This is a genomic window from Metabacillus niabensis (genome assembly GCF_020524345.1).
GTDB classification, from domain to species: domain Bacteria; phylum Bacillota; class Bacilli; order Bacillales; family Bacillaceae; genus Metabacillus; species Metabacillus niabensis_B.
In genome coordinates, this window is record NZ_JAIVLH010000032.1 from 13,630 (window position 1) to 37,819 (window position 24,190).

At 34.8% G+C, this 24,190-nt stretch carries 27 protein-coding genes; 8 read left to right on the forward strand and 19 right to left on the reverse strand.

Features of this window, described 5'->3' with window-relative positions:
- Nucleotides 1–44: 44 nt before the first annotated feature.
- The 6 genes from ctaG to cyoE form a co-directional block, all read right to left on the reverse strand.
- Nucleotides 45–953, reverse strand: coding sequence for a cytochrome c oxidase assembly factor CtaG (gene ctaG, locus LC095_RS24465; protein ID WP_226530602.1), 909 nt, complete (start codon nucleotides 951–953; stop codon nucleotides 45–47).
- A 145-nt stretch (nucleotides 954–1,098) separates the two neighbouring features.
- Nucleotides 1,099–1,431, reverse strand: coding sequence for a cytochrome c oxidase subunit IVB (gene ctaF / locus LC095_RS24470; RefSeq protein ID WP_216773055.1), 333 nt, complete (start codon nucleotides 1,429–1,431; stop codon nucleotides 1,099–1,101).
- A gap of 4 nt (nucleotides 1,432–1,435) precedes the next feature.
- Nucleotides 1,436–2,062, reverse strand: a complete 627-nt coding sequence (ctaE, locus tag LC095_RS24475; protein WP_034332400.1) for a cytochrome c oxidase subunit III — start codon at nucleotides 2,060–2,062, stop codon at nucleotides 1,436–1,438.
- Nucleotides 2,062–3,927, reverse strand: a complete 1,866-nt coding sequence (ctaD, locus tag LC095_RS24480) for a cytochrome c oxidase subunit I (RefSeq protein WP_226530578.1) — start codon at nucleotides 3,925–3,927, stop codon at nucleotides 2,062–2,064. The genes ctaE and ctaD overlap by 1 nt, the downstream gene beginning before the upstream one ends.
- A gap of 32 nt (nucleotides 3,928–3,959) precedes the next feature.
- On the reverse strand, nucleotides 3,960–5,039 hold the full coding sequence (gene coxB / locus LC095_RS24485; RefSeq protein ID WP_226530603.1) for a cytochrome c oxidase subunit II: 1,080 nt from the start codon (nucleotides 5,037–5,039) through the stop codon (nucleotides 3,960–3,962).
- A 99-nt stretch (nucleotides 5,040–5,138) separates the two neighbouring features.
- Nucleotides 5,139–6,068 carry a heme o synthase gene (cyoE, locus tag LC095_RS24490; RefSeq protein ID WP_413467546.1) on the reverse strand — a complete coding sequence of 310 codons (930 nt, stop codon included), beginning with the start codon at nucleotides 6,066–6,068 and terminating at the stop codon, nucleotides 5,139–5,141.
- Between the two features lie 622 nt (nucleotides 6,069–6,690).
- Here cyoE and LC095_RS24495 point away from each other — a divergent pair.
- On the forward strand, nucleotides 6,691–7,629 hold the full coding sequence (locus LC095_RS24495) for a COX15/CtaA family protein (RefSeq protein WP_226530579.1): 939 nt from the start codon (nucleotides 6,691–6,693) through the stop codon (nucleotides 7,627–7,629).
- A gap of 272 nt (nucleotides 7,630–7,901) precedes the next feature.
- Here the strand turns inward: LC095_RS24495 and LC095_RS24500 are convergent, their stop codons facing one another.
- Together LC095_RS24500 and LC095_RS24505 are read right to left on the reverse strand one after the other, a co-directional pair.
- On the reverse strand, nucleotides 7,902–9,125 hold the full coding sequence (locus tag LC095_RS24500) for an FtsW/RodA/SpoVE family cell cycle protein (RefSeq protein ID WP_226530580.1): 1,224 nt from the start codon (nucleotides 9,123–9,125) through the stop codon (nucleotides 7,902–7,904).
- A gap of 168 nt (nucleotides 9,126–9,293) precedes the next feature.
- On the reverse strand, nucleotides 9,294–9,575 hold the full coding sequence (locus LC095_RS24505; protein ID WP_026560504.1) for a YlaN family protein: 282 nt from the start codon (nucleotides 9,573–9,575) through the stop codon (nucleotides 9,294–9,296).
- A 209-nt stretch (nucleotides 9,576–9,784) separates the two neighbouring features.
- On the opposite strand from LC095_RS24505, the gene LC095_RS24510 reads away from it, so the two are divergent.
- On the forward strand, nucleotides 9,785–10,282 hold the full coding sequence (locus LC095_RS24510; RefSeq protein WP_226530581.1) for a peptidyl-prolyl cis-trans isomerase: 498 nt from the start codon (nucleotides 9,785–9,787) through the stop codon (nucleotides 10,280–10,282).
- 70 nt (nucleotides 10,283–10,352) lie between these two features.
- Here LC095_RS24510 and LC095_RS24515 read toward each other — a convergent pair whose 3' ends face one another.
- A complete protein-coding gene (locus tag LC095_RS24515; protein ID WP_026560506.1) occupies nucleotides 10,353–11,681 on the reverse strand; it encodes a PhoH family protein in 1,329 nt (442 codons plus the stop codon).
- A 276-nt stretch (nucleotides 11,682–11,957) separates the two neighbouring features.
- Here LC095_RS24515 and LC095_RS24520 point away from each other — a divergent pair, with 276 nt between their 5' ends.
- Entirely contained in the window at nucleotides 11,958–12,560 is a 603-nt protein-coding gene (locus LC095_RS24520) for a YhcN/YlaJ family sporulation lipoprotein (RefSeq protein WP_226530582.1), read from the forward strand.
- Between the two features lie 94 nt (nucleotides 12,561–12,654).
- Here the strand turns inward: LC095_RS24520 and LC095_RS24525 are convergent, their stop codons facing one another.
- Nucleotides 12,655–13,113, reverse strand: a complete 459-nt coding sequence (locus LC095_RS24525; RefSeq protein ID WP_226530583.1) for a pyridoxamine 5'-phosphate oxidase family protein — start codon at nucleotides 13,111–13,113, stop codon at nucleotides 12,655–12,657.
- A 190-nt stretch (nucleotides 13,114–13,303) separates the two neighbouring features.
- Here LC095_RS24525 and LC095_RS24530 point away from each other — a divergent pair, with 190 nt between their 5' ends.
- Entirely contained in the window at nucleotides 13,304–13,504 is a 201-nt protein-coding gene (locus LC095_RS24530; RefSeq protein WP_078434466.1) for a YlaI family protein, read from the forward strand.
- A gap of 132 nt (nucleotides 13,505–13,636) precedes the next feature.
- Here the strand turns inward: LC095_RS24530 and LC095_RS24535 are convergent, their stop codons facing one another.
- Both LC095_RS24535 and typA read right to left on the reverse strand, forming a co-directional pair.
- Entirely contained in the window at nucleotides 13,637–13,954 is a 318-nt protein-coding gene (locus LC095_RS24535; RefSeq protein ID WP_078434467.1) for a YlaH-like family protein, read from the reverse strand.
- A 152-nt stretch (nucleotides 13,955–14,106) separates the two neighbouring features.
- On the reverse strand, nucleotides 14,107–15,948 hold the full coding sequence (typA, locus tag LC095_RS24540; protein WP_226530584.1) for a translational GTPase TypA: 1,842 nt from the start codon (nucleotides 15,946–15,948) through the stop codon (nucleotides 14,107–14,109).
- A gap of 200 nt (nucleotides 15,949–16,148) precedes the next feature.
- On the opposite strand from typA, the gene LC095_RS24545 reads away from it, so the two are divergent.
- Nucleotides 16,149–16,334, forward strand: coding sequence for a YlaF family protein (locus LC095_RS24545; RefSeq protein WP_078434469.1), 186 nt, complete (start codon nucleotides 16,149–16,151; stop codon nucleotides 16,332–16,334).
- 39 nt (nucleotides 16,335–16,373) lie between these two features.
- On the opposite strand, the gene LC095_RS24550 is transcribed toward LC095_RS24545, so the two are convergent.
- The 3 genes from LC095_RS24550 to LC095_RS24560 form a co-directional block, all read right to left on the reverse strand.
- Nucleotides 16,374–16,841: a GNAT family N-acetyltransferase gene (locus tag LC095_RS24550; protein ID WP_226530585.1), complete on the reverse strand. Its 468-nt coding sequence runs from the start codon at nucleotides 16,839–16,841 to the stop codon at nucleotides 16,374–16,376.
- On the reverse strand, nucleotides 16,838–17,629 hold the full coding sequence (locus LC095_RS24555) for an inositol monophosphatase family protein (RefSeq protein WP_226530586.1): 792 nt from the start codon (nucleotides 17,627–17,629) through the stop codon (nucleotides 16,838–16,840). Before LC095_RS24555 ends, LC095_RS24550 begins: the two co-directional genes overlap by 4 nt.
- 147 nt (nucleotides 17,630–17,776) lie before the next feature.
- Entirely contained in the window at nucleotides 17,777–17,965 is a 189-nt protein-coding gene (locus tag LC095_RS24560) for a hypothetical protein (RefSeq protein ID WP_026560515.1), read from the reverse strand.
- A 308-nt stretch (nucleotides 17,966–18,273) separates the two neighbouring features.
- On the opposite strand from LC095_RS24560, the gene LC095_RS24565 reads away from it, so the two are divergent.
- The gene (locus tag LC095_RS24565) at nucleotides 18,274–18,894 is read left to right on the forward strand and encodes a YktB family protein (RefSeq protein ID WP_226530587.1); all 621 of its coding nucleotides are present in this window, start codon (nucleotides 18,274–18,276) and stop codon (nucleotides 18,892–18,894) included.
- A gap of 109 nt (nucleotides 18,895–19,003) precedes the next feature.
- On the opposite strand, the gene LC095_RS24570 is transcribed toward LC095_RS24565, so the two are convergent.
- Both LC095_RS24570 and LC095_RS26990 read right to left on the reverse strand, forming a co-directional pair.
- On the reverse strand, nucleotides 19,004–19,273 hold the full coding sequence (locus LC095_RS24570; protein WP_226530588.1) for a UPF0223 family protein: 270 nt from the start codon (nucleotides 19,271–19,273) through the stop codon (nucleotides 19,004–19,006).
- A gap of 66 nt (nucleotides 19,274–19,339) precedes the next feature.
- Nucleotides 19,340–19,471, reverse strand: a complete 132-nt coding sequence (locus tag LC095_RS26990; RefSeq protein WP_264196192.1) for a hypothetical protein — start codon at nucleotides 19,469–19,471, stop codon at nucleotides 19,340–19,342.
- Between the two features lie 282 nt (nucleotides 19,472–19,753).
- Here LC095_RS26990 and LC095_RS24575 point away from each other — a divergent pair, with 282 nt between their 5' ends.
- Nucleotides 19,754–21,229: an aminotransferase class I/II-fold pyridoxal phosphate-dependent enzyme gene (locus tag LC095_RS24575; RefSeq protein ID WP_226530589.1), complete on the forward strand. Its 1,476-nt coding sequence runs from the start codon at nucleotides 19,754–19,756 to the stop codon at nucleotides 21,227–21,229.
- A 123-nt stretch (nucleotides 21,230–21,352) separates the two neighbouring features.
- On the opposite strand, the gene LC095_RS24580 is transcribed toward LC095_RS24575, so the two are convergent.
- Nucleotides 21,353–21,493, reverse strand: coding sequence for a GapA-binding peptide SR1P (locus LC095_RS24580; RefSeq protein ID WP_226530590.1), 141 nt, complete (start codon nucleotides 21,491–21,493; stop codon nucleotides 21,353–21,355).
- An 829-nt stretch (nucleotides 21,494–22,322) separates the two neighbouring features.
- Between LC095_RS24580 and LC095_RS24585 the strand changes: the two genes are divergently transcribed.
- Nucleotides 22,323–22,697, forward strand: coding sequence for a hypothetical protein (locus tag LC095_RS24585; protein ID WP_051475548.1), 375 nt, complete (start codon nucleotides 22,323–22,325; stop codon nucleotides 22,695–22,697).
- Nucleotides 22,698–22,779: 82 nt separating this feature from the next.
- Here LC095_RS24585 and lpdA read toward each other — a convergent pair whose 3' ends face one another.
- Nucleotides 22,780–24,189, reverse strand: coding sequence for a dihydrolipoyl dehydrogenase (lpdA, locus tag LC095_RS24590; RefSeq protein WP_226530591.1), 1,410 nt, complete (start codon nucleotides 24,187–24,189; stop codon nucleotides 22,780–22,782).
- Nucleotide 24,190 lies beyond the last annotated feature (1 nt).

Below are 24,190 nucleotides of genomic sequence, written 5' to 3' on the forward strand. Positions count from 1 at the left end.
TATCATATGTAAAGACTGACGAGCATATAGTCAGCCTCATCACTTTATTTTATAGGATCAGGTGAAAATTTCTTATTTAAATCAATCTCATCTTTTTCCCTTTCTCTACGAGCCCATTGGAAGAAGATATAGGCAAGAATAGATCCATAAACAATTTCCTGGATAATTTTCATAAGGACACCACCCAGTTGTTGATCTTCGACAATTGGTAATGTGTTAAACATTTCCGGACCTGTTAAATTCAAACCTGACAGCATATCAGCGGGTACACATAACTGCAATGCATTCAACCATGCTTGTGGTTCGGAATAAGTTAGATAAAGAGGGTCACTTGCAAAAATAATAAGAGCACAAGCGGGTGTTAATAACACACCGTCAGCGAAAATATAGCCAACTTTTTTTATCCCTGTTAGTGACTTCCAATCTGGTAATGTAGTAAGTAGTGGCCACCACATGCATAATGCTCCAAAAAATATAAGCGTTGTCATGACTGAATGATAAATAGGATCAGTTTTCACAAAGTCAAATACTAATGGAACATGATAAAGAGAAAAAATACCATTAAAGAAGATAAGTGCGACAATTGGATTAGTAAAAAGTTTTATTACAGGCTTTACAATTGGTCTGTACAATATGGATTTCCATAACCAGTCAGGGATTCCTAAAATAAGTAATGGCGGTACAACCAAATATAAAACAGCCATCTGTGTCATATGTGCACTAAACATAATATGTCCCAAAAGATCAACAGGACTACCTTTACTAATATAAAGAAAAAGTATCGCTAAAACAAACAGCAACTGTTGCTTGAGCGGAACAGTTGAGCTTTCTTTAAATTTTGTTCTCCAAGGCCCTATAATCATAAAATAAAGCGCAGTGATCAATAAGATCACAACAATAAAATATGGACTCCATAAAGCACGAAATCCAAATATATCAAAGCTCATTAAAATATCAGCTCCTTAAGCTAGTCCTTCAAAGTTATTATACACTTCCATATATTTTGTAGCAATGAACGTTCTATGACAAATGTCAGTCATAAATAATGCACTAAAAAGAGCAATTGGCGTCTATTTGCCAATTGCTCTTTCAAAATAATTACCACCAAATAATAGTAACAAACGCTAGCACTGTTAAGGCAGCTACTCCTACTCCTGAGAATAAGAAAAGTGCTGGAGTCTCATGACCTTTGTGACTCATATGCATGAAATAATAAAGTTGAAATATTACCTGTATCACAGCAAGAGTAATGATAAATGGAATCTTAAACCATTCCCCAATTCCATCATAACCAACAGCGATAAAAGCAACGATTGTTAAGAAGATCATCATACCAAAAGTAACCACTTGGTGTTTCATATCTTCTGCATTTTTCTTACGACGATAGGCTAAGTCTACTTTTGGGTTTGCTGAATTGTGATTATTTGCCATCAGTTTATCCCACCATTCCCATTAAGTATACAACTGTAAAGATAAACACCCAAACTACGTCGATAAAGTGCCAATATAAACTTGCTACGTAATATTTAGGTGCATTGTATAAGCTTAGTCCACGTTTTGCGTTTCTTACAATTAGTGTAGTGATCCAAAGTAGTCCGAATGCAACGTGAAGTCCATGTGTTCCAACTAATGTATAGAAGGATGAACCAAGTGCACTGTCAGTAATTGTAAAGTGAAACTCATGAACATAGTGATTGAACTCATAAATCTCCAATATTAAGAAGGCTAATCCTAAAAGAACTGTTATGATCAACCACAATTGCATTTTTCCAAAATTAAAGTTTTTCATGTGATACATTGCGTAAACGCTTGTTAAACTTGATGTTAAAAGTAACATAGTTGCTGCAAACACAAGTGGTATCTCAAAAAGTTCTTGTGTTGTTGCTCCTCCTGCGTTTGATTCCCTTAAAGCTAAGAAAGTTGCAAAAAGAGTTGCAAACAACACAGTTTCTCCACCTAGAAATAACCAAAAGCCAATAAATTTATTTTTTCCTTCGAGGGTAGCTTTTTCAGGCGCAGCCGGATAGTTTTCAGCTGTTAATTTCTCTTCAACAGATGCCATTATGCTTTCCCTCCTTTATCTTCATTAAGTAAATCTTCTTTATGGATGTGATACCCATGATCATCAATTACTGAACGTAAGAACATACATCCAAACGTAATTAGGAAACCTACAATAATTGCAGGAAGTCCCCATCCGAAATCTTCACGGTACATTAATCCAAATGATACGATGAATAAACCAAATGACATAATAAACGGTAAGATTGAACCATTAGGCATATGAATGTCACCAAGTGGTTCTGCCGGTGTCATTTCTTTATTTCCTTCCATCTTTTCAATCCATAATGGATCTAAGCCACGGACAAGAGGAGTTTGTTTAAAGTTATACTCAGGTGGCGGTGAAGAAATTGCCCACTCTAGAGTTCGGCCGTCTCCCCAAGGATCTCTTCCAACCTTTTTACCTTTGACAGCAGTAATAACAATGTTAATTAGTAATAGAATTGTTGCTGCCGCCATTAAGAAAGCACCTATTGTACTTATAAAGTTCCCCATATCTAAACCTTGACCTGGCAGGAAAGTAAATACACGACGAGGCATACCCATTAGTCCAAGGAAATGTTGAATAAAGAATGTTAAATGGAAACCTGTAAAGAATAGCACAAAGATGACCATATTTAACTTTTCATTTAACATCTTACCAAACATTGTTGGCCACCAGTAAATAGCACCAGCGAATAATGAGAATACTACCCCACCTACAATTACATAGTGGAAGTGAGCTACTACGAAGTAACTATCGTGATATTGATAGTCTGCTGCAGCTGCTGCAAGCATTACCCCTGTAACCCCACCCATTACAAATGTAGGTATAAATGCTACTGACCATACCATAGGAGATGTAAATCGAATTGATCCACCCCAAATAGTAAATAACCAGTTGAAAATTTTAATACCTGTAGGAACGGCTATAGCCATTGTAGCCACTGCAAAAATAGCGTTAGCAATTGGTCCTAATCCAGTTGTAAACATGTGGTGAGCCCAAACCATGAATCCTAGGAATCCAATTAATACAGTTGCAAATACCATGGATGAATATCCAAACAAGCGTTTTCTAGCAAATACCGGAAGAATATCTGAAAAGATACCGAATGCTGGTAAAACTAAGATATATACTTCAGGGTGTCCGAAAATCCAGAAGATATGTTCGAATATTACTGTATTACCACCTAATGCAGGATCAAAAAATGCTGTACCAAATAGTCGATCAAACATTAAGAATGCTAAACCTACTGTTAATGCAGGGAAAGCAAATAAAATAAGTGCAGATGCAACAAATGTAGTCCATGTAAATAATGGCATACGCATATATGTCATACCAGGCGCACGCATATTGATAATTGTAACAAGGAAGTTAATCCCTGCAATCAATGTACCTAAACCTGAAACCTGTAAACCTAATAGGTAAAAATCAACACCATGCCCAGGTGAATCTAATGCAAGTGAAGCATAAGAAGTCCAACCAGCATCAGGAGCTCCACCTAAAAACCAACTTAAGTTTAAGAAAACCCCTCCAAAGAAAAATAACCAAAAACCTAAAGAGTTTAAAAATGGAAACGCTACATCACGAGCACCAATTTGTAATGGTACAACCGCATTCATTAATGCGAATAATAACGGCATTGCAGCTAGAAATATCATCGTTGTTCCGTGCATTGTTAATACTTCGTTATATAAACCTGCACTAACAAAATCATTATTCGGAACAGCTAGCTGAATGCGGATCAGCATTGCTTCTAATCCACCAACAAGGAAGAAGAAGCCACCGGATATCAGGTAAAGGATGGCGATTTTCTTGTGGTCTACTGTTGTTAAGTAGTCCCAAATCGTCGCACCGACCCCTTTTTTCTGAGTTAACGTGCTCACAGTGTTACCTCCCTTTTCATTTTGCTCAATAATTAATTACTAGAGACTTTTAATCCCATTAAGTATTCAGTAAGAGCATCAAGCTCTTGATCCGTTAATTCATCATATGTTCCTGTCATATTATTAGCAGGCTTATATGTCTCAGGATCTTCTAACCATTTTCGAACATTTTCTTCATTATGTTCTAGTACACCTGCTACACGGGCGCGTTCTCCAAACGTAGCTAAGTTAGGAGCAGTTCTTGCTGCAGCTGGTCTTTCATCTGTTGGAGAAACTGCATGACATGCGATGCAACCTTTTTCTTCAAACAGTTGCTCACCTTGAACAGCTAAATCTGTTGAAGCAACGGATTTTGCATTTTCCATATCAGAGATCCATTGGTCAAACTCATCTCTTGAAACAGCTTTCACTTTAAAATCCATTAGTCCGTGTGAAGGGCCACATAGCTCAGCACATTTACCGTAGAAATACTCTCCAGCTTGGTCAGCTCTTTCTGAGTCAAATGTTAACCACATTTTGTTTACATTGTCTACGTTAGTATCCATTTTCCCACCTGCAGATGGAATCCAAAATGAATGCTTTACATCTGATGCAATCAAGTTAAAGTAAACTTTCTCATCAGTTGGAACAATCAAATCTTGACTTGTAATTACTCCGTAGTCAGGATATTCAAATTCCCACCAATAAAGATTTGCACGAACGTTAACTACGATCGCTTCTTCAGGCTTACGGTTCTCATCATCAATTGCATCTACTTCTGCAAGTTTAAATGTTGCAGAAACAACTGGAACAGACAAGACAAGCAGTAAAAGAATAGGAATAACAGTCCAAATGATTTCAAGCTTATGATTCCCTTCAACTTGTACAGGAATGTTGTTCTCTTCCCCTTTACGTCTACGGAATCTAACGACAACGTAAATGAAGATTACTGTTACGACTGCAATGACAACAACCATAATAAGTGTACTTAACACCATCAGGTCATACTGCATATCCGCTACTTCACCAGCAGGCTTAAGCGTGGAAAGAAACGGTTCACCACAGCCGGCCAAGACAAGCGTCAATAATGCAAATAGTGAAAATAGACGCCACTTTGTCAGCCATTTTCTCATAGCCAAATCAAACCCCTCTTTCAGTAATTTAAAATTCCTATCACTTTAACATACAGGAACTTTTTATAAGTAAATTCTTATTAAGAAAGAATTTATAAATTAAACAATGGTAAAAAGCACCATTGATACAAACAAGATTGTTAAGTAATTAATAGAGTAAACAAACATTTTTGTCGCCCATTTTAATTCCAGGTCTTTATTATTAAACCCTTTTATTCCAAGTATAATCCAGCCCAAATTCAACAAAGTAGCTAGGACTAAAAAGCCAATCCCAAGTTCATATAAATAGAAAGGTAATGGCAGTAGACATACAATCCATACCATGATTTGACGTTTTGTAATATCAAATCCATGAACAACAGGAAGCATAGGAATGTTTGCAGCACGGTACTCGTCAGTCCTTCTCATTGCTAATGCTAAAAAATGAGGTGGCTGCCATATAAACATAATTAAAAAAAGCACCCATGCCATAACACTTAGATTTGAATCAATTGCCGCCCATCCAATTAAAGGTGGAACAGCACCTGATATACTACCAATTACTGTATTAATTGTATAAAGACGTTTTGACCACATTGTATAAAGGAATACGTAGGTGACAACTCCAACCATTGAAATGATAGTAGCGGTTATTGTTGTCATAAGCATAAAAGCAAGTCCTACTGTTAATAGAAATATCCCTACCCATAACGCATAGAAAGGATTCATTTTTCCTGTGACAGTTGGTCTTTCTTTCGTTCTCTCCATCAAATAATCAATATCTCGGTCATAGTAATTGTTAATTGCACATGATCCAGCAATAACCAGCGAAGAACCGATTAAAGTAAATAAGACAACGTCTATATTGGCTAAAAATCCTTTATCACTAAAATAAAGAGCTAGCCAGAGACCAGTAAATGTAGTGATTGCATTGGAATTTACAATCCCTACTTTTATTAGTGCAAGGAAATCTTTCCACAAAGTTGTTTCTTGTATATCATTTGAATGGTGCGTAACTGTTGCATCATTCAACGCTTTTGTTTCGGCCAACTATATACCTCCTTCCCCCTTCATTACATTAGGAATTCGTATATTCCTCTGTAAATCACTTTCCTATTTTATTTTAGAGTAATTCTGATAATGACATCTTAGAAAACACTATATGAAGGCGGTTCCAACATATAAATTTTCTACATCTTATGATACTAAAAAAATGATAATTTAAAAACGGTCTACTTGATATTAAAACATAATTCTTCCATCAATTGTGAATAATTTATGAAGTATTTTTGTCGAAATTGTGAAAGGGTATTTCATAATTTCATACGAAAGAAATTACTATACGCTTAGGTTACCCTATTTATCATAATTTCTTAGTGATTTCTTTTTTAAACAAGGTGTTTATGTATAAAATCGAACACATATCTAGTTCTAGCAAAATCCTTCTGAATATTCAACCCTTTCTATCCAAATAAGAAAAATTTTTTATAAATTTTCATTATGTTTTCCATTTCGTGTTACGTTCGTATCCATAAGGAGTAAAGCGCTTTACAAAAATATCTAATAACTTTGTGAACTTTTCCTTCATTTTATTGTCTTTTTCTTCTACATTGTGTACTATACGATGAGTATTTACTATTATTTATATCAATTATATAAGTAGGTGAACATTTTGCAACGTGCTCTTAAATGGTTCTCAATTTTCACAACCATTATTATGTTATTCGTGTTAATTGGTGGAGCCCTTGTGACAAAAACTGAGTCAGGTGCAGGATGTGGAGATTCTTGGCCATTATGTCATGGTGAGCTTGTTCCGAGCCAAATTACTTTTGAACTTGTAGTAGAATTAAGTCATCGACTTGTTAGTGGACTTGCTGGAATAGCTGTTCTCATACTTTCAATTTGGTCATGGAAAAAAATCGGCCATATAAGAGAAACGAAATTTTTAGCTATTCTTTCTATGTTTTTCTTAATACTACAGGCTTTGATTGGAGCAGCGGCTGTTAAATGGGGACAATCTGACGCTGTACTTGCTCTCCATTTCGGGATTTCACTTATATCCTTTGCATCAGTGTTGCTTTTGACATTACTAATTTTTGAAGTGGATAAAAAATTTGATTCGAAAGCGCTTATAATTGACAAAACAATGAAATTCCATATGGTCGGTATTATAGTCTATTCGTATATCGTTGTATATACAGGTGCCTATGTGAGGCATAAAGGCGCAAGTCTCGCATGTCCTAAATGGCCAATATGTAGCACTAGAGCTAACGGTCTCCCTACTACATTACACGAGTGGATCCAAATGGGACACCGAATGGCAGCAGCTATTATTTTTATTTGGATCACCTATACAGCTTGGCGAGCTCTAAAATATCATAAAAATCAAAAGGTCATTTATTGGGGTTGGATAATTGCGTTTATATTAGTTTCAATGCAAGTGACCTCCGGTGCATTGGTGGTCCTTACCGGGTTAAACTTATATGTATCTTTAGCACATGCCCTTATTATTTCGTGTTTATTTGGACTACTTAGCTACTTCCTGCTACTAGTGAGCAGGAGTAATATTAACGCTGAAATAAGTTCTACAAATGATCAAAACTTTTCCTAATAAAATATGGAATACATAAAAAGCAAAAATGAACATAAAAAAATCGCTCTGGTGATTATGTACATTTTTGTTTTTTATTTTTTTGTCAAACTATCAATTCAATCTCCTTTCAAGCATTTACCCTTCATATGCTAATGCTAAACACCTCATGCTTTTCTTTCCTTCCGAATACTCCTGTATAAAACATTCCAAACAAAAAATCATATTATCATTCAAATTTATATAATAGAACAAAAATAAAAAGGCTAACTAAATAGTTAGCCTTAAACAGGTTAGAAGCTTTTAAATACCGATTTTTCTCTTGGTTGGACAGCCTTGATATCAGGTACATCTGTTTGTTCAGATCGAGTAGGCTTTTTATATATTTCTCTGTAATTCGTAAACATTGAGACATTTACTAAAAGCCCCATTGAAATTAGCAATAACAGTATTGAAGATCCTCCATAACTAATAAAAGGTAAAGGCACCCCCGTTATTGGAATAAGCCCTGTTAAACCACCTAAATTTATCATGGTCTGTATAGCAATCATACTTGAGATCCCTACAGCTAAAAGTGTACCGAAAGGATCCTGACATTTACGCGCTACAGCAAACCCTTTTAATACAACAAAAGCCAACAGAATTATTACAAAAAGCACACCTAAAATCCCAAGTTCTTCAGCAATAATTGCCATAATAAAGTCTGTATGAGATTCAGGCAAATAACCATACTTTTGAACACTTTGTCCTAAACCAAGACCTTTAAGCCCGCCAGATCCGATTGCATAGAAAGAGTTCACTAATTGATAACCTGCTCCCCCTTCGTTCCCGAACGGATCAGAAACACCTGTAAAACGACTAAGCTGTTCATCACTGAAAAATCCTTTTATAAAAATATACGGAGTCATTAGCAATGCAAATAAAAGTAAAAAAGAAATAAGTTTTAACATACTTTTAACTGCCATACCAGATGAAACTATCATACAAACAGCTATCATTCCAATGATAAAAGCAGTACCAAAATCAGGCTGAATGACAACAAAAAAACATATTAAACCTGTAAAAATAAGGGGTGGTAAAACACCTCGACCAAATTCATCAATATATGTCTGCTTTTTATCATACACTGCAGCTAAATAGATAATAACACTCAACTTAACAAATTCACCAGGCTGTAGACTCATTCCGCCTACTTTAATCCAACTTTGTGCATTACCGGCAACATGTCCAATAAAAAACAAAGAAATTAAAAGACCAATTGAACCAAACACAATAAACTTTAAAATTCGACCGTCTAAAAATGCTCTATATGGAAGAATCATCATGACCAAAAAAGCTAATCCGCCTGCAATAAGTGCAAGCTTTTGCCTTTGAAAAAAATGATCCGGTTCAAATCCATAACGGGCAACTGCTGTTATCATACTTGAACTGTATACCATTACAAGCCCGAATGAACAAAGTAATATAACAGCTAATATTAAAGAATAATCATATGATTTAATTATTTTTTTCACCATTTTTATCTCTTCCTTACTTAGAAACATGAAGTCAATCTAGTTGTTTTCATTTTACTATAACTTCGACTGAAAATGAGTAAAAACCTTTAAAAACATTACTTTATTCATATTTTTGAATAAATGATTAAAAAAACCCAAACTAATTAAATTAGCTTGAGTTTTTAGTCATTATTTTGTTGTAAATGCATCATGTAATGCAGACAACTCTCGCTCCAATGTATCGAGCAGTTCTTTACCCTCATGTTCCTCTACAAGGCCAAGTCTTACAGCAAAGTCTATTTCTCTAGATAAACCAAACATTTGTGTATCTAAAACCTCTTCATAAAGTGGACATTGAGGCATTGTTAAATTATCCATTTGAACCTTGATCAGTCTCATGATCTTATCAGCATCTGCCTTAAGTACCGCAAGTGCTTTATCTCGATGATTAACAGCAATCTCAGACGCCAATTTAATCCCTCCGTTTCCGAGCGATTACCCTATTATATATTTTAATATTAAGCCCATTAAGAGAAAAAAGCAAGGACAAACCGCCTAAAGAAAAAGTTTTGCTCAAAAAGAAAAGAGATAGTTAAGTAATTGTGTTCAAACATCCCAATATATGTGACAAAATTTACATAAAAGCTTATACTTATTTTGATGAAAAGGGGTGTACATTGATGAATTCAATTATTTTAATAAAAGGCAAGGTGGATTATCAAATCACTTTAGATCCTGGTGTTTGGATATTTGATGATAGAAAAATTGATCTAACAACTTATTTTCAACAAGACCAAGTAGAAAAAGATGAACTAGAAGAGTATACAAAGGCTGTTTCTAAACATTGGGAAAGGGAAATTAGAGAAGGTGCTGTTTTTCCTCCAACACTTAAAACTGAACAAAAATACGAAAAAATAAAAGTTTTAACTGGAACTTTTGGAATACCGTTTAAGCCTTTCCTATTGAATGCTGAGGTTCACGATGATGCTACAGAGGTAAAATTAATAACAGAAGATCAAGAAATTACAGTACCTCTTTCCGATGCTCACCAATTAATTTTCGGATTTAGCAAAGAAGGTAAACCATTAACAAATGATGGACCAATCCATGTCTATTTTGGAGATGGGTCAAATTTAAAAAATCCGATTAAAAACGTAAAAGAAATTATTATCCAATAACATCCATCGGAAAATGAGCCAACTATGATAGTTAGCTCATTTTCTTTTCTTTTACTAGAAATGATAGTCGTCAGAGCAAATCTGCTGCTAATTGAGCTAACCCTGAACGCTCACCCTTCACTAATTTTACATGTCCTGCAATTGGTTGATCTTTGAATTTTTCCACCACATAGGTTAGTCCATTGTTATACTCGTCTAAATACGGGTGGTCTATTTGCTCCGGATCTCCCATTAAAACAATTTTACTACGTTCCCCTACTCGAGTTAAGATTGTCTTCACTTCATGTTTTGTTAAATTTTGAGCTTCATCAATAATAATGATTTGGTCAGGAATACTTCTTCCCCTAATATAAGTTAATGCCTCTACTTCAATAGACCCCATACCTGCCAAAATGGCATCTAGTTCACCTGGTTTTTTCGTATTAAAAAGGTATTCTAAATTATCAAATATAGGTTGCATCCAAGGTCTGAGCTTCTCCTCTTTTTCTCCGGGAAGAAAACCTATATCTTTGCCGACTGGAACAATAGGCCGGGCAACAAGCAACTTTTTATAAGTGCCTAAATCTTCTGTTTGCATAAGTCCAGCCGCTAAAGCAAGCAATGTCTTTCCGGTACCGGCTTTTCCAATTAAAGTGACTAAAGGCAAGTCCGTTCTTAGCAAAAGTTCCAATGCCATAGTTTGCTGAACATTCCTTGGTCTTATCCCCCAGATATGATCATGGTCAAAAACAAGACGTTGGATTTTTTTCCCTGTATGATCTACCTTGCCAATTGCTGATGAAGATCCACCTAAAGCATCTTTCATAATGACAAATTGATTGGGATAGAAAGGGTGATTTGTAATTTCAGATAAAATCAGTTCATTTTTTTCGTAAAATCGATTTAAATTCTCCCCACTTATATATAAGTCGAGAAAACCTGAATAAATATGATCAATCTCAACCACTCGATCACTTAGAAAATCCTCAGCTATTAATCCAATAGCATCCGCTTTGACACGAACCAACGTATCTTTACTAACTAAAATTACTGTTCGTCCATCTTCCTTCGTTTGCTCCTCTAACGACAAGTTCTTTGCTACAGCTAATATTCGGTTATCATTCGTTTTCTCAACAAAAATCTCCTGCAACTGATGAAATGACCGATGGTTAAGTTCTATTCTTAATGAGCCACCATTCGTCAATGGGATCTTTTCATGTAATTTCCCTGTTTCTCTAAGTTGATCAATCAGCTTTGAAACTTGTCTAGCATTTCTGCCGATCTCATCCATATAGCGTTTTTTTGAATCCACCTCTTCCAAAACGACTGCTGGAATAACAACCTCATTTTCCTCAAATGAAAAAATGGAATTCGGATCTTGCAATAATACATTTGTGTCTAGAACATAAATCTTCCTCAAACCTCCGCCTCCTACTCCGTTGCTATTTTTTTATGGAGTGAAACAATTAGGGTAAAAAAAGTCAAGCTGTGAATGAAGCGTTGCTAAAATATATGAAAGAATGAATAAAGATAGAAGGTTTATTAGACAATAAAAATTAAAAAGCAGGAAAAAACCTCTTTCAGCACTTTCATATTGTTCATTCTAGAAACAAAAGTGTTATTTCAAAAATATTCCTGCAAGACTTAACACCATATTCTACCACTTAGTTCTTCATTAGAATAAAGGAGTGATGACATGAAATTTTTACTTACGATATTGTTAATTTTGACCCTCGCCGGATGTACTACTAATCAAGGTGCTCCAAAAACAGATCAAGAAAAAGATAATGGCAGCGAGCCGATTAACGTTAAAAATAGTGTAGAAGAACATGTAGATCGTAAGTCCGGGCAGGAAATTTCAAAACATCTTGTAGATCTTGCAAATGAAATTCCTGAAGTAAATGATGCGACAGCTGTAGTTCTGGGACCCTATGCTGTAGTCGGCATAGATGTTAATTCCAAACTGGACCGTAATAAAGTGGAGACAATTAAATATACAGTAGCTGAAAGTCTTATGCATGATCCATACGGAGCTAGAGCAATTGTAATCGCTGATGCTGATACAAACGTTAGATTACGTGAAATGGCCAATGATATACAAGAAGGGCGACCGGTTGTTGGAATACTTGATGAATTAGCCGCAATTGTCGGTAGAATAGTTCCGGAAATACCAAGTGAAATTCTTGATAATCAACAAAAACAACCTACCAACCAAAATAATGATCAGTTAAATGAAAAAGAACAACAAAAATTGGAAAAAGAACAACAAGATCAGTCCAACAATCATCTAAATCAGTGACGATAAAAAGACTGCCTATTTCCTATCTTAAGACCTTTTATCATCTTCTTGGGTAAAGTGATCTCTTGATGGTGATCATATGGCAGTCTTAGTTTTATATATAATTCTTCAATGCATCTAAAACTTGTTTATCAAGTTTTGCAGCTGCTTTTTCGTCATAGGTTTTTTCATATTGGGGTACGGTCGAAATTTTTGAACCATAGAACATAACATCTCTTACTTCTATAATAGATAGTTCTACCAATACTAGTTTTAATGGAACATTCTTTAATTTTTCAATATTTAGATGTGCATTTCCATTAATCGAGTATGTTGATTCGTTAGCGATTAAAGTTAAAACAACAGCAGGATGTTTCTTTATATTCTCAACAATTCTCGACTTTTGATCTATCGCAATTAATATACGATTTTGATCTGGTGCAAATACCCATGAAAGTGCACTTACATTTGGTGAGCCTGTTTCATGATCGATTGTAGATATTGTTACAAAACGTTCTTTTTGTAACTCCTGAAATAATGGATCGATGAGTGCTGTTTCTACTCTATTTGCCATTTCAACCCTTCCTTTCCACTTTATACAAATATCATACCTGTTTTTTTCACATTGTCCAACAAAATATATTCAACTAAATCTTTTCATCCTTCTGTGGTATAATAATTTTGTATAATCAACCAAAAAAGAAAATCCCTTATTTAATTTCATACAGAAACAAACTAGGCAGATTATCTAATAGAGGTGTTTTATGAGAGTGAAATGTGTTATATGTGACCTTGTAGAATCAATAGTGGATGAAACTTTAGTCGCAAAAAGATTAAGAAATCGCCCCATTCATACATATATGTGTACTACATGCCAGGATCGAATTACAGAGAAAACAAAAGCCAGAGTGGCAACTGGTAAGTTTCGCTTTTACCGTGATAAAAAGAATGACGACAATTGGTAAGAAATCGATTTGAATTCTTTCAGGATTCATCAGTGGTGTTGCTTTAGGTTTATGATTAAAAGTTACTCAATTAACAAATAAAAAGAGTAAGACCAGGTTTTGATTGCAAATCCTGGCCTTACTCTTTTTTAATTAACGAACATCTTCCGCTTCTTGATTTTTAGATTGATGAAGACGGATCTTGTAAATAATTAGAATTAGAGCTGCTACTACCAACCCTTCTGCAACAGGTAAAAAAATTCCTAAAAATGTCAGTACCGTACAGCCAAGCGCTAAAAATGTATATATAACAGCTGACTTTAATATCGGTAATTTTTTAGCAAATCCCAGCTTATAAACTAAAATTGATAGAAACAAAATTGTCAAGTACAACATCCACATTCCTACCTCTGGATGATCAATTACTCGATATAAGCTTGGAAAAAAAGACAATCTTTCTGAAACATCCATCAACTTGTCCTCCTTTATAAATAAAACGCAAGGCGCTTGGGCTAGACACCAAAAATAAGCACAAAATTTCTTATATCAATACACCTTAAAGAAATAGGCTGATTCAAAACCAAAGAATCCTCCAGTAGAATCAGCCTTATTACTTCAAATTATTACATACCAGCTAATTTCTTTTTCTTAGCTGCTTTTTCACGCTCATTTTTATCAAGAATTTTCTTTCTTAATCGAATGGATTCTGGAGTTAGTTCACAATATTCATCATCATTTAAATACTCTAATGCTTCTTCCAATGACATTATACGTGGTTTTTTCATCGTACTCGTTTGGTCTTTTGTAGCAGAACGAATATTTGTCTGTTGTTTCATTTTACAAATATTAACAACTAGATCATTTTCACGAGTATGCTCTCCCACGATCATTCCTTCGTATACATCAACACCCGCTTCAACGAATATGATTCCTCTGTCTTCAACACCTTGGATACCGTATGTTGTTGATTTTCCATTCTCCATTGAAACAAGTACACCTTGGCGACGACCGCCAACTTTACCTGGCTGCATAGGCTGGTAGCTATCAAAAGTGTGGTTAATAATACCAAAACCACGAGTTAAAGACATAAACTCTGTAGAATAACCAATTAGGCCACGTGCAGGAACATTAAAGATTAAACGAACTTGACCATTACCGTTGTTGATCATATCAATCATTTCACCTTTACGTGCCCCAATTGATTCCATAACACCGCCTGTATGTTCTTCAGGGACATCAATTTGCACTCGCTCAACAGGTTCACATCTTACACCGTCAATTTCCTTAATGATTACTTCCGGCTTAGATACTTGTAATTCATAACCTTCGCGACGCATATTTTCAATTAATATTGAAAGATGCAACTCACCACGTCCTGAAACAACCCAAGCATCAGGAGAATCAGTTGGGTCAACTCGCAAACTAACATCCGTTTGAAGCTGAGATAATAAACGTTCCTCTATTTTACGAGCAGTAACAAACTTACCTTCACGACCAGCAAATGGACTGTTGTTAACAGCAAATGTCATTTGTAAAGTTGGTTCATCAATACGTAGAATCGGAAGAGCTTCTTGATGTTCAACCGGACAAACTGTCTCTCCGACATTGATGTCTTCCATACCAGATACTGCAACTAGGTCTCCAGCTATTGCTTGCTCAACTTCAACACGCTTTAATCCTTGGAAACCAAATATTTTCGATACACGGAAGTTCTTAATTGAACCATCAATTTTCATAAGTGAAACTTGTTGTCCTACTTTCATTGTTCCTCGGAACACACGACCAATTCCAATACGACCAACATAATCATTATAGTCAAGTAATGCTACTTGGAATTGAAGAGGTTCTTCTTGATTGTCGACTGGTGCTGGAATATGATCGACAATTGCATCGAATAAAGAAGCCATATTTTCCTCTTGATCAGCAGGATCCGGACTAGTACTAGCTGTTCCATTGATCGCAGAAGCAAATACAACCGGGAATTCTAATTGATCTTCATTCGCATCAAGTTCAATAAATAAATCTAAAACTTCATCAACTACTTCTGATGGACGAGCAAAGTCACGGTCAATCTTATTAACTACAACGATTGGTGTTAAATTTTGTTCTAATGCTTTCTTCAATACGAATCTTGTTTGTGGCATACAGCCTTCATATGCATCAACAACAAGTAAAACACCATCAACCATTTTCATGATACGTTCTACTTCTCCGCCAAAATCAGCATGCCCTGGAGTGTCCATGATGTTAATGCGACTGTCTTTATAATTAATTGCTGTATTTTTTGCTAATATTGTAATTCCACGTTCACGCTCTAGATCATTTGAATCCATTGCACGTTCAGCAACTTGCTCATTTGTACGGAATGTTCCAGATTGGTGTAACAATTGGTCAACCAAAGTTGTTTTCCCATGGTCAACGTGGGCAATAATTGCAATGTTGCGAATATCATTTCGAAGTTTCACTATTTCATCTCCTAAAAATGTATAATAACAAGAAAAAGCAATCTAAAACCTATTCTTGCTGTATTCTGAGGTAATATATTCATTATTTCAAAATCACCTTCGATATTATACCATAAACAATCTAGAAAAGCTGAAAGTTTTTAAGTAAACTGTAGAAAGATGTAAAAATATCTGTTTTAAGGTTGGGAGATGTCTGTATAATGAAACCAGGAAAATGGATTTTTCTCGTATTAGCTATTTTAGCAGCTGTATGTATGGCTGGTATTGGAATTGCCATTGGCGAACGAAGCATTGTTGGGATCCTTTTAGCTATTATCGGTTTAAACGGAGTAATGGCTACAGGTTTTATTTTCAAAAGAAAAATGCGTGAAAAAGGTTTAATTTAAAACAAAAAGAAGGGATCAATTAGATTCCTTCTTTTTTGTTCAAAGAGGTAAAACTGAAATCATGTATTCCTTTTGTGTTCCTTCATCTTTCTCCACTTTAAATTGTTCAAAACCACATTTCCCTAAAAATTGCATCCAAGAATTCCGCTGAATTGGACAACCTGCAAACAATACTCTATAACCTTTTTTCGATAATACTTCCTTATAATGAGCTATTATCATCTTTCCAAAACCTTTGTGATGTTTTGAAGGATGAATTAAGATGGTTCCAATCCAAGGCTTTTCATTCGACGGTGACCACTCAATCATAAAGCTGACACCTACATTTTTGTCAGACTCATCACACCAGATTCTCCACTGTCCTTTATACATAGAGTAAGAAAGCAAATAAGTCTCCAGCTCGACACTCACACATTCCTCTTCCTGCCACTCCGGACTAGCATCTATTAATTCCTGAAAAAATGGGAGGTCTTTTGACTGAAGTTCCCGTGCCTTAATTTTCGTCACTTATTTAAATATTCCTTCAAAATATGTTGATGCAAATGCTTTTCACCGATAAAGAAGCTGTTTTTAGAGATTAGGTCTAGCGGCTCTCCATCTAGTGTAGACACGCTACCACCAACTTCCTCAATTAAGATAATACCCGCGGCGAAATCCCATGGAGCCAATCTCATTGTTATGTATGCATCTAATCTCCCTGCTGCAACATATGCACATTCAATTGCAGCGGAACCATAGGAGCGTGTTCCCCGTACTTTTTTTACAATTGGTACAATAACGTTATGATCAAATCGTTTATTTTCTGTTACCCAAACCGGATTTATACTTATAACAGCTTCCTCGATTTTAACTTGATCAAGCTTTGGCAGTGGCACTTCATTCATATAGGCACCATTCCCCTTAAACGCATGATAAAGCTCTTCATGTACAACATCATAAATGAGTCCTATGTATCCGACACCATCACCATAAATACCAATTGATATCGCAAAATTACGCTGTTGGTGAACAAAATTCATCGTTCCATCAATTGGATCAATAATCCATATAACTCCATTCAGATCCGTTACCTCATCACCATAGCCTTCTTCTCCAAGAATCCGATGATCGGGATATGTTTCTTGTATTTTGCCAATAAGAAACTGCTCTACTTCCTTATCCATATTTGTTACCAAATCATTTGGATTTGATTTATATTGAATAGAAAGTGTTGATTCAAATGATGATCTAATGTTCTCTCCGGCTTCTTTTATCCATTTTTTTGCGTGTTGATCAATTTCATGCCAATTCGTCATTTTGCTACCTCTTTTCTATGTATCAATCCTACTTACTATTTTTAGGATACTGTAATGAATTAACTGAAATCAAGTAAGAGTACCTTTATCGCGCAGATAAAAACGAACCTATTCGCGAGGTTCGTTTGCAGATAAACTTATCTCCATCTAGGCCTGGAGCTTCATCCACTCTTTTCTTAACTTCTCTAATTTTTGTTTACACTCTATTTTCTTCTTTTGATCTTTATTTTGCATTGCCTCATAAAGGGTGGCTAATTCGTAATCAAGTTCGAGTCTTAACACCCCAATACGATTATTCATCATTTTCTGACCACTCGTCTTTACAATTTGTTTCATTTTTACCGCCCCTTTCATTCTCTTGATTTTATAAGTAATAACTAAGCGATTTCAAAGAGTCAATTTAGGTTTTTAATAGTTTTTTTATATAATATGTGTTTATAAAAAAAGTTGGAACTGCTTAGACGAAATTGTGTATATACCTAGTAAATACCACCTAATTGAATGTTCAAAACGTCGTTTACGGTTCATAAATAGTAGGTCTTAACAAAGGATATGAACACTATTCATTGTGAAAAAGCCATTCATTGTATATAATTAATAATTATTATAAAAAGAGAATTTATCTAACCAGGAGGACACATACGATGAAAAAATTTAATGGTTTTACTACAGAGGACTTTAAGTCATTTACTATAGATGGTCTTGAACATAGGATGGATGCTATTCGTGAGAGAATACAACCAAAATTTAAAGAACTTGGACAAGCCTTAACAGATGATCTATCCGCCAGCCTTCAGACTGAAATGTTTTTGCATATTGCCAAGCACGCAAGAAGATCAGTTAATCCACCAAAAGACACCTGGTTAGCGATTGCAGGAAATAAACGGGGATATAAACAACATCCTCACTTTCAAGTTGGTTTATTTGATGACCATTTATTTATTTGGTTGGCCTTTATTTATGAGTTACCAAATAAAGATGGAATTGCTAAAACATTTATAACACATATCAATGAATTCAATAAGTTTTCTTCAAAAGATTACGTCATTTCTCTCGACCATACAAAAAAAGATGCAAAACCTTTTGAAGAAATTGACTTGAATCGTTCTTTGGAACGTTTTAGAGATGTTAAGAAAGCAGAATTTCTTATCGGCCGCCACTTTCGAGCAGATGATCCAGTGGTTCGAAACGGTGAAAAACTATATGAAATCATCAGGGAAACCTTTAAAGAGTTAACACCTTTATATAGACTTTCATTTAAGTAATTATTTTGGATAGATAAAAACCAGTTTTTCAAGAAAAAGGTACCATGTTACTAGAGTTTTTAAAACTAAAAAGTCTGATCCAAAATGATGGATCAGACTTTTTAACGTGTTATGACATTCTAATTGTATGTTCATTGCTATCTTTTGCCTTTTTTATAGCTTTGTATGACGAATATCCGCTGACTTCTTCAAACTCGTTGCAAATTGTTTTTTCTTCAGCTTTACTTGGAACAATTACTTTAAACCTTCTATAAACAGTAAGCAACTCGTTACGTTCAATTCCTTTTTCATACGCCTTTTCGATACATTCAAAAAACTTTATCACATCTACTATTTCCTCTGTACTCCAATCAAGGGAGATAGGATATTGATAATCCATTACATAACCTCTTTCTTATGTTTTCTAACAAAAAATAATAATGTTCCCGGATGCTTTGCATTCTGTTTATTCCTTCACATAACTGAACAGATAGGCTATTTTACTGACCATATAACTTGTCCCGCCATTAAGAAATCCACCATCAATCTTACCATTATTTATATATTTTATGGCAACATCCCTTTTAAAATTTTTCATTTCACCATTTTATAGGAAATAGTATCTATTTTAAATTATTTTTGTATACCTTTGATCATTTTAGACTTAGTATAAAAAATGTTGACTGGGCTAATTGATAACGATATAATTCATTTGTTTTATGTTAAATAAATAGTCAGATTTCGACACAAACTCTTCATAATAGAAAATGTTACCGAAACTGAAATAATTCGTTTAGCAGCATATATACAAAATTAAAATTTCATCGTGTCCTACACGTGATAAACATTAAAATTAAAAAGAAAAGAAGGTGGAAATACGTTGTCACAATATGAAACACCATTGTTTACAGGTCTAATAGAACACGCAAAAAAGAATCCAATTCAATTCCACATACCAGGTCATAAAAAAGGTGCAGGTATTGACCCCGAATTTAGGACTTTCATTGGTGATAATGCACTATCTATTGATTTAATCAATATTGGACCATTAGATGACTTACATGCACCTAAAGGTATAATAAAAAAAGCTCAGGACTTAGCTGCAGACGCATTCGGAGCCGACCATACCTTTTTCTCTGTACAAGGAACAAGTGGAGCTATTATGACTATGGTCATGGCTGTATGTGGCCCTGGAGATAAAATTATTGTCCCTAGAAATGTACATAAATCTGTTATGTCGGCTATTGTCTTCTCCGGAGCTACACCGATTTTTATCCATCCGGAAATTGATAAAAGATTAGGAATCTCACATGGCATTACGACAGATGCAGTTGAAAAAGCACTTGAACAACATCCCGATGCAAAAGGAGTATTAGTTATCAATCCAACATATTTTGGTATTTCCGCAGATTTACAGAAAATTGTTGAGATTGCTCATTCATACTCTGTACCTGTATTAGTAGATGAAGCACATGGTGTACACATTCATTTTCATGAAGACCTGCCTTTGAGTGCTATGCAAGCCGGAGCAGATATGGCCGCAACAAGCGTTCATAAGCTTGGTGGTTCCATGACTCAAAGCTCAGTTTTAAACGTAAGAGAAGGGCTTGTATCGCCTCAGCGGGTGCAATCTATTTTAAGTATGATGACTACAACCTCAACTTCCTATTTATTATTAGGGTCACTCGATGTTGCAAGGAAAAGGCTGGCAACAGAAGGTCATGAATTGATTCAAAAAACAATTGAATTAGCTAATTACACAAGAGACCAAATAAATGAAATACCAAACATATCTTGTATAGGAAAAGAGATTATCGGGACAAAAGCTACCTTTGATTATGACCCTACCAAATTAATTATTCCTATTTATGAGCTCGGGATTACAGGCTATGATGTTGAAAAATGGTTACGGGAAAATTATCATATTGAAGTGGAATTATCTGATTTATATAATATTCTTTGTATTATTACACCGGGCGACACGAAAGAAGATGTAGATATGTTAATTCTCGCATTAAAAGAATTATCACATCAAATTCAAGCAACCCAAGATCAGGCTAAATCTAAGGAACGAATCTTTTTACCGGATATACCAGTTCTTGCATTAACCCCTCGTGATGCATTTTATGCTGAAACAGAAGTAATTCCCTTTAACGAATCTGCCGGAAGAATTATTGCTGAGTTTATTATGGTGTACCCACCCGGTATCCCAATCTTTATTCCCGGTGAAATCATAACAGAAGAAAATTTAACATACATTAAGAAAAACTTAGAAGTGGGTTTACCTGTACAAGGACCAGAAGACCCTACATTAGATACTTTAAGAGTCATTAAAGAACACCGTGCTATCAGGTAAATGAAAAAAACAAGGACAGACTCCCAAGAATATAAAGCCCTTTTCTTTTAAAAGAACTATTATATTCAAACTTTGGAGACTGTCCCTTTATTTTACTTTACTATATATTTATGTTGAACCTGTTTAATTGATCTTTACGTTTACTACTTTTTGGTTTTGGTTACAACAATCTTGATGACTACATTTTCCATACAAAGTTGTCACTTTTTCACCTTCAATATGACCAATTGTAGAGTTGCAGTGCTGACATACGATTGTTCCCATCTCCATACCCCTTTTCAATCAATTTTGCACTCTCAAATCCTCTAATTCTATGAAAGCGTATAACATTTCTTGAATTTATAATAATATAACATAATTAATTCGTCAATACCCAATTTGTATAACTTATTTAATTAATAAGTCATAACATTTCTGAAAACATCAGATTATTTCAGAGGTATGAGGATCAAATAGTAAGTAAAAATAGCCATTAAATACATTTTATACGTTCGTTAAGTTAGACATGTTCTTACATGAACTAAAAATTTTTCATATCATAATTCCTCTATTTCCTCCATTGTGTCATACTCATACGATAACAAAGAGCAATAGCACTCTGTATGAGATAACATATGTAATAAGAGATGAAATAGAAAAAATTATCGCAGCTTTTCTTTTTTCCATAAATGTCATAGCAATCAAATAGGAGAGATAGAAAAACATCAGCAGCAAAATGGACTTAGCTAACAAACTGTCTTTATTAGATAACCATTCAATTACACTGTATCCACTCCATAATATTATATGTATACAGGATAGTAAGCCTAAAGTAAATTTCATTTCACTACACCTCTTCAATATGTATGAAAACGGACTACATTATAGAATACCCTACATTAAAATAGGTCATTCAATTGGAAATTTTAAGTATTTGTATAGGTAAAACGTAATATTTTTCATTTATGTAACAAATAGATGACAAGAGAAGGTTAAACACATATATATGATAAAATAGTTATAATTTAGTCTTATTGTACGTATCTAGTTAAATATAACCTTGCATACATACTATTTTGGAACTATTTAAATTTTTTAGAAGAGGTGGACATGGATGAAAAGATCAATACTTATTATTTTCATTATTCCAGTCGTTGTTCTTTCCTCCTGCAAAAACATTATAAATTCAGATGTGCCCACAGATTTCACTCTTAATAGAGATAAACAAATTGTGTTTTTTTCTGATGATAAAAATATTGATAGAGAAGCGATTTACTATGATGCATTATTAGTCATTAAAGAAGATTTTCCGGAAGAGTTTGAGAATATGAGAGTGATTTCTGAAAATATGGATAAACATTTATATGAGGTCGATACATACCCTTCCCTTTTAGTTGTATCAAAAAAGGAAATTCTTGTACAAATTGAAGGCACAGTTTTATCGAAGGAAGAAATTTTAGAGCCAGTTTCTAATGCATTATTAGAGTGAGAAAAGGTTGGCTCATTTCCCTCTCTTGTTAATTGAACAATAAAAAGATGCTAACTTTGAAGTTAGCATCTTCTTTTTTTGATTATTTTACAATATGGATTGGACTACCAATTGCAACTTCAGCAGCTTCCATTGTAATTTCACCTAGTGTAGGGTGAGCATGAATTGTCATAGCAATATCTTCAGCTGTCATTCCAGCTTCGATCGCTAAACCTAGTTCTGAGATCATATCAGAAGCACTTGGCCCAGCAATTTGCGCACCAATGACTAATCCATCTTCTTTACGAGTAATAAGCTTTAAGAATCCATCTGTATCATTTAATGATAATGCACGACCATTAGCAGCAAATGGGAACTTCGCAGCAGTTACTTCGATTCCATCCTCTTTAGCCTCTGCTTCTGTGTAACCTACAGATGCAAGTTCAGGCTCAGAGAAGACAACAGCTGGAATACCAAGGTAGTCGATTTCAGCTTTTTCTCCTGCAATTGCTTCTGCAGCAATTTTTCCTTCATATGAAGCTTTATGTGCTAATTGAGGACCTTCAACAATATCACCAATTGCATAAATATTAGAGATATTAGTGCGGCATTGCTTATCAATTTTGATAATTCCTCTATCAGTCATTTCCACCCCAACTTGCTCTAAACCAAGTTCATCAGTGTTTGGACGACGTCCAACAGAAACTAATAAATAATCAGCCTCAATTGTTTTTTCTTCACCATTCACTTCAAATGTAACTTTTACGCCATTTTCATTTTCTTCAACACTTTTAGCTGACGCTTTTGTGTGAATTTCAGCACCTTTTTTCTTAAGGTTGCGTTTTACAATAGCGCTCATTTGTTTTTCAAACCCTGCTAGGATTTCATCTGCAGCTTCAATGAACGTAACTTCTGTTCCAAAGTTAGCATATGCAGAACCAAGTTCGATTCCAATTACCCCGCCACCGATGACAACTAGCTTTTTAGGAATTTCCTGAAGATTTAATGCGCCTGTTGAATTGATTACTCGCTTCGTATATTTGAAAGTTGGAATCTCAACTGGGCGAGAACCTGTTGCAATGATACAATTTTTAAATTTATACGTTTGTGAAGATGTTTCATCCATCACTTTAACTGTTTCATTATCAACGAAGTACGCTTCACCAGAAACGACATCAACTTTATTACCTTTAAGTAATCCGGCTACACCGCCAGTTAATTTTTTTACAACACCTTGCTTGAATTCTTGAACTTTAGAAAAATCAACTGTTACGTTATCAGCTTTAATCCCCATTTCTTCAGAGTGTTTAGCTGTTTCATAACGATGACCGGCAGCGATCAACGCTTTTGAAGGAATACAACCTACATTTAAGCATACTCCTCCAAGTGTTGCTTTTTCTACTACTGTTACCTTTTGCCCTAATTGAGCAGCGCGGATCGCTGCAACGTATCCGCCTGGGCCTGCTCCAATGACAAGAGTATCTGTTTCAATCGGGAAATCTCCAACTACCATC

Coding starts and splice junctions, on each gene's coding strand:
- LC095_RS24555 (WP_226530586.1), bottom strand. CDS start 17,629: ATGACGAATTGGCATGAAATTGATCAACACGCAAAAAAATGGATAAAA.
- LC095_RS26990 (WP_264196192.1), bottom strand. CDS start 19,471: ATGAAAAATTTTAAAAGGGATGTTGCCATAAAATATATAAATAATGGT.
- LC095_RS24570 (WP_226530588.1), bottom strand. CDS start 19,273: ATGGATTATCAATATCCTATCTCCCTTGATTGGAGTACAGAGGAAATA.
- ctaF (WP_216773055.1), bottom strand. CDS start 1,431: ATGGCAAATAATCACAATTCAGCAAACCCAAAAGTAGACTTAGCCTAT.
- LC095_RS24510 (WP_226530581.1), top strand. CDS start 9,785: ATGAATTCAATTATTTTAATAAAAGGCAAGGTGGATTATCAAATCACT.
- LC095_RS24585 (WP_051475548.1), top strand. CDS start 22,323: ATGAAAAGATCAATACTTATTATTTTCATTATTCCAGTCGTTGTTCTT.
- LC095_RS24580 (WP_226530590.1), bottom strand. CDS start 21,493: ATGGGAACAATCGTATGTCAGCACTGCAACTCTACAATTGGTCATATT.
- LC095_RS24500 (WP_226530580.1), bottom strand. CDS start 9,125: ATGGTGAAAAAAATAATTAAATCATATGATTATTCTTTAATATTAGCT.
- LC095_RS24560 (WP_026560515.1), bottom strand. CDS start 17,965: ATGAAACAAATTGTAAAGACGAGTGGTCAGAAAATGATGAATAATCGT.
- LC095_RS24520 (WP_226530582.1), top strand. CDS start 11,958: ATGAAATTTTTACTTACGATATTGTTAATTTTGACCCTCGCCGGATGT.
- lpdA (WP_226530591.1), bottom strand. CDS start 24,189: ATGGTAGTTGGAGATTTCCCGATTGAAACAGATACTCTTGTCATTGGA.
- LC095_RS24530 (WP_078434466.1), top strand. CDS start 13,304: ATGAGAGTGAAATGTGTTATATGTGACCTTGTAGAATCAATAGTGGAT.
- coxB (WP_226530603.1), bottom strand. CDS start 5,039: ATGAGAAAATGGCTGACAAAGTGGCGTCTATTTTCACTATTTGCATTA.
- ctaE (WP_034332400.1), bottom strand. CDS start 2,062: ATGGCATCTGTTGAAGAGAAATTAACAGCTGAAAACTATCCGGCTGCG.
- LC095_RS24565 (WP_226530587.1), top strand. CDS start 18,274: ATGAAAAAATTTAATGGTTTTACTACAGAGGACTTTAAGTCATTTACT.
- LC095_RS24535 (WP_078434467.1), bottom strand. CDS start 13,954: ATGGATGTTTCAGAAAGATTGTCTTTTTTTCCAAGCTTATATCGAGTA.
- LC095_RS24545 (WP_078434469.1), top strand. CDS start 16,149: ATGAAACCAGGAAAATGGATTTTTCTCGTATTAGCTATTTTAGCAGCT.
- LC095_RS24525 (WP_226530583.1), bottom strand. CDS start 13,113: ATGGCAAATAGAGTAGAAACAGCACTCATCGATCCATTATTTCAGGAG.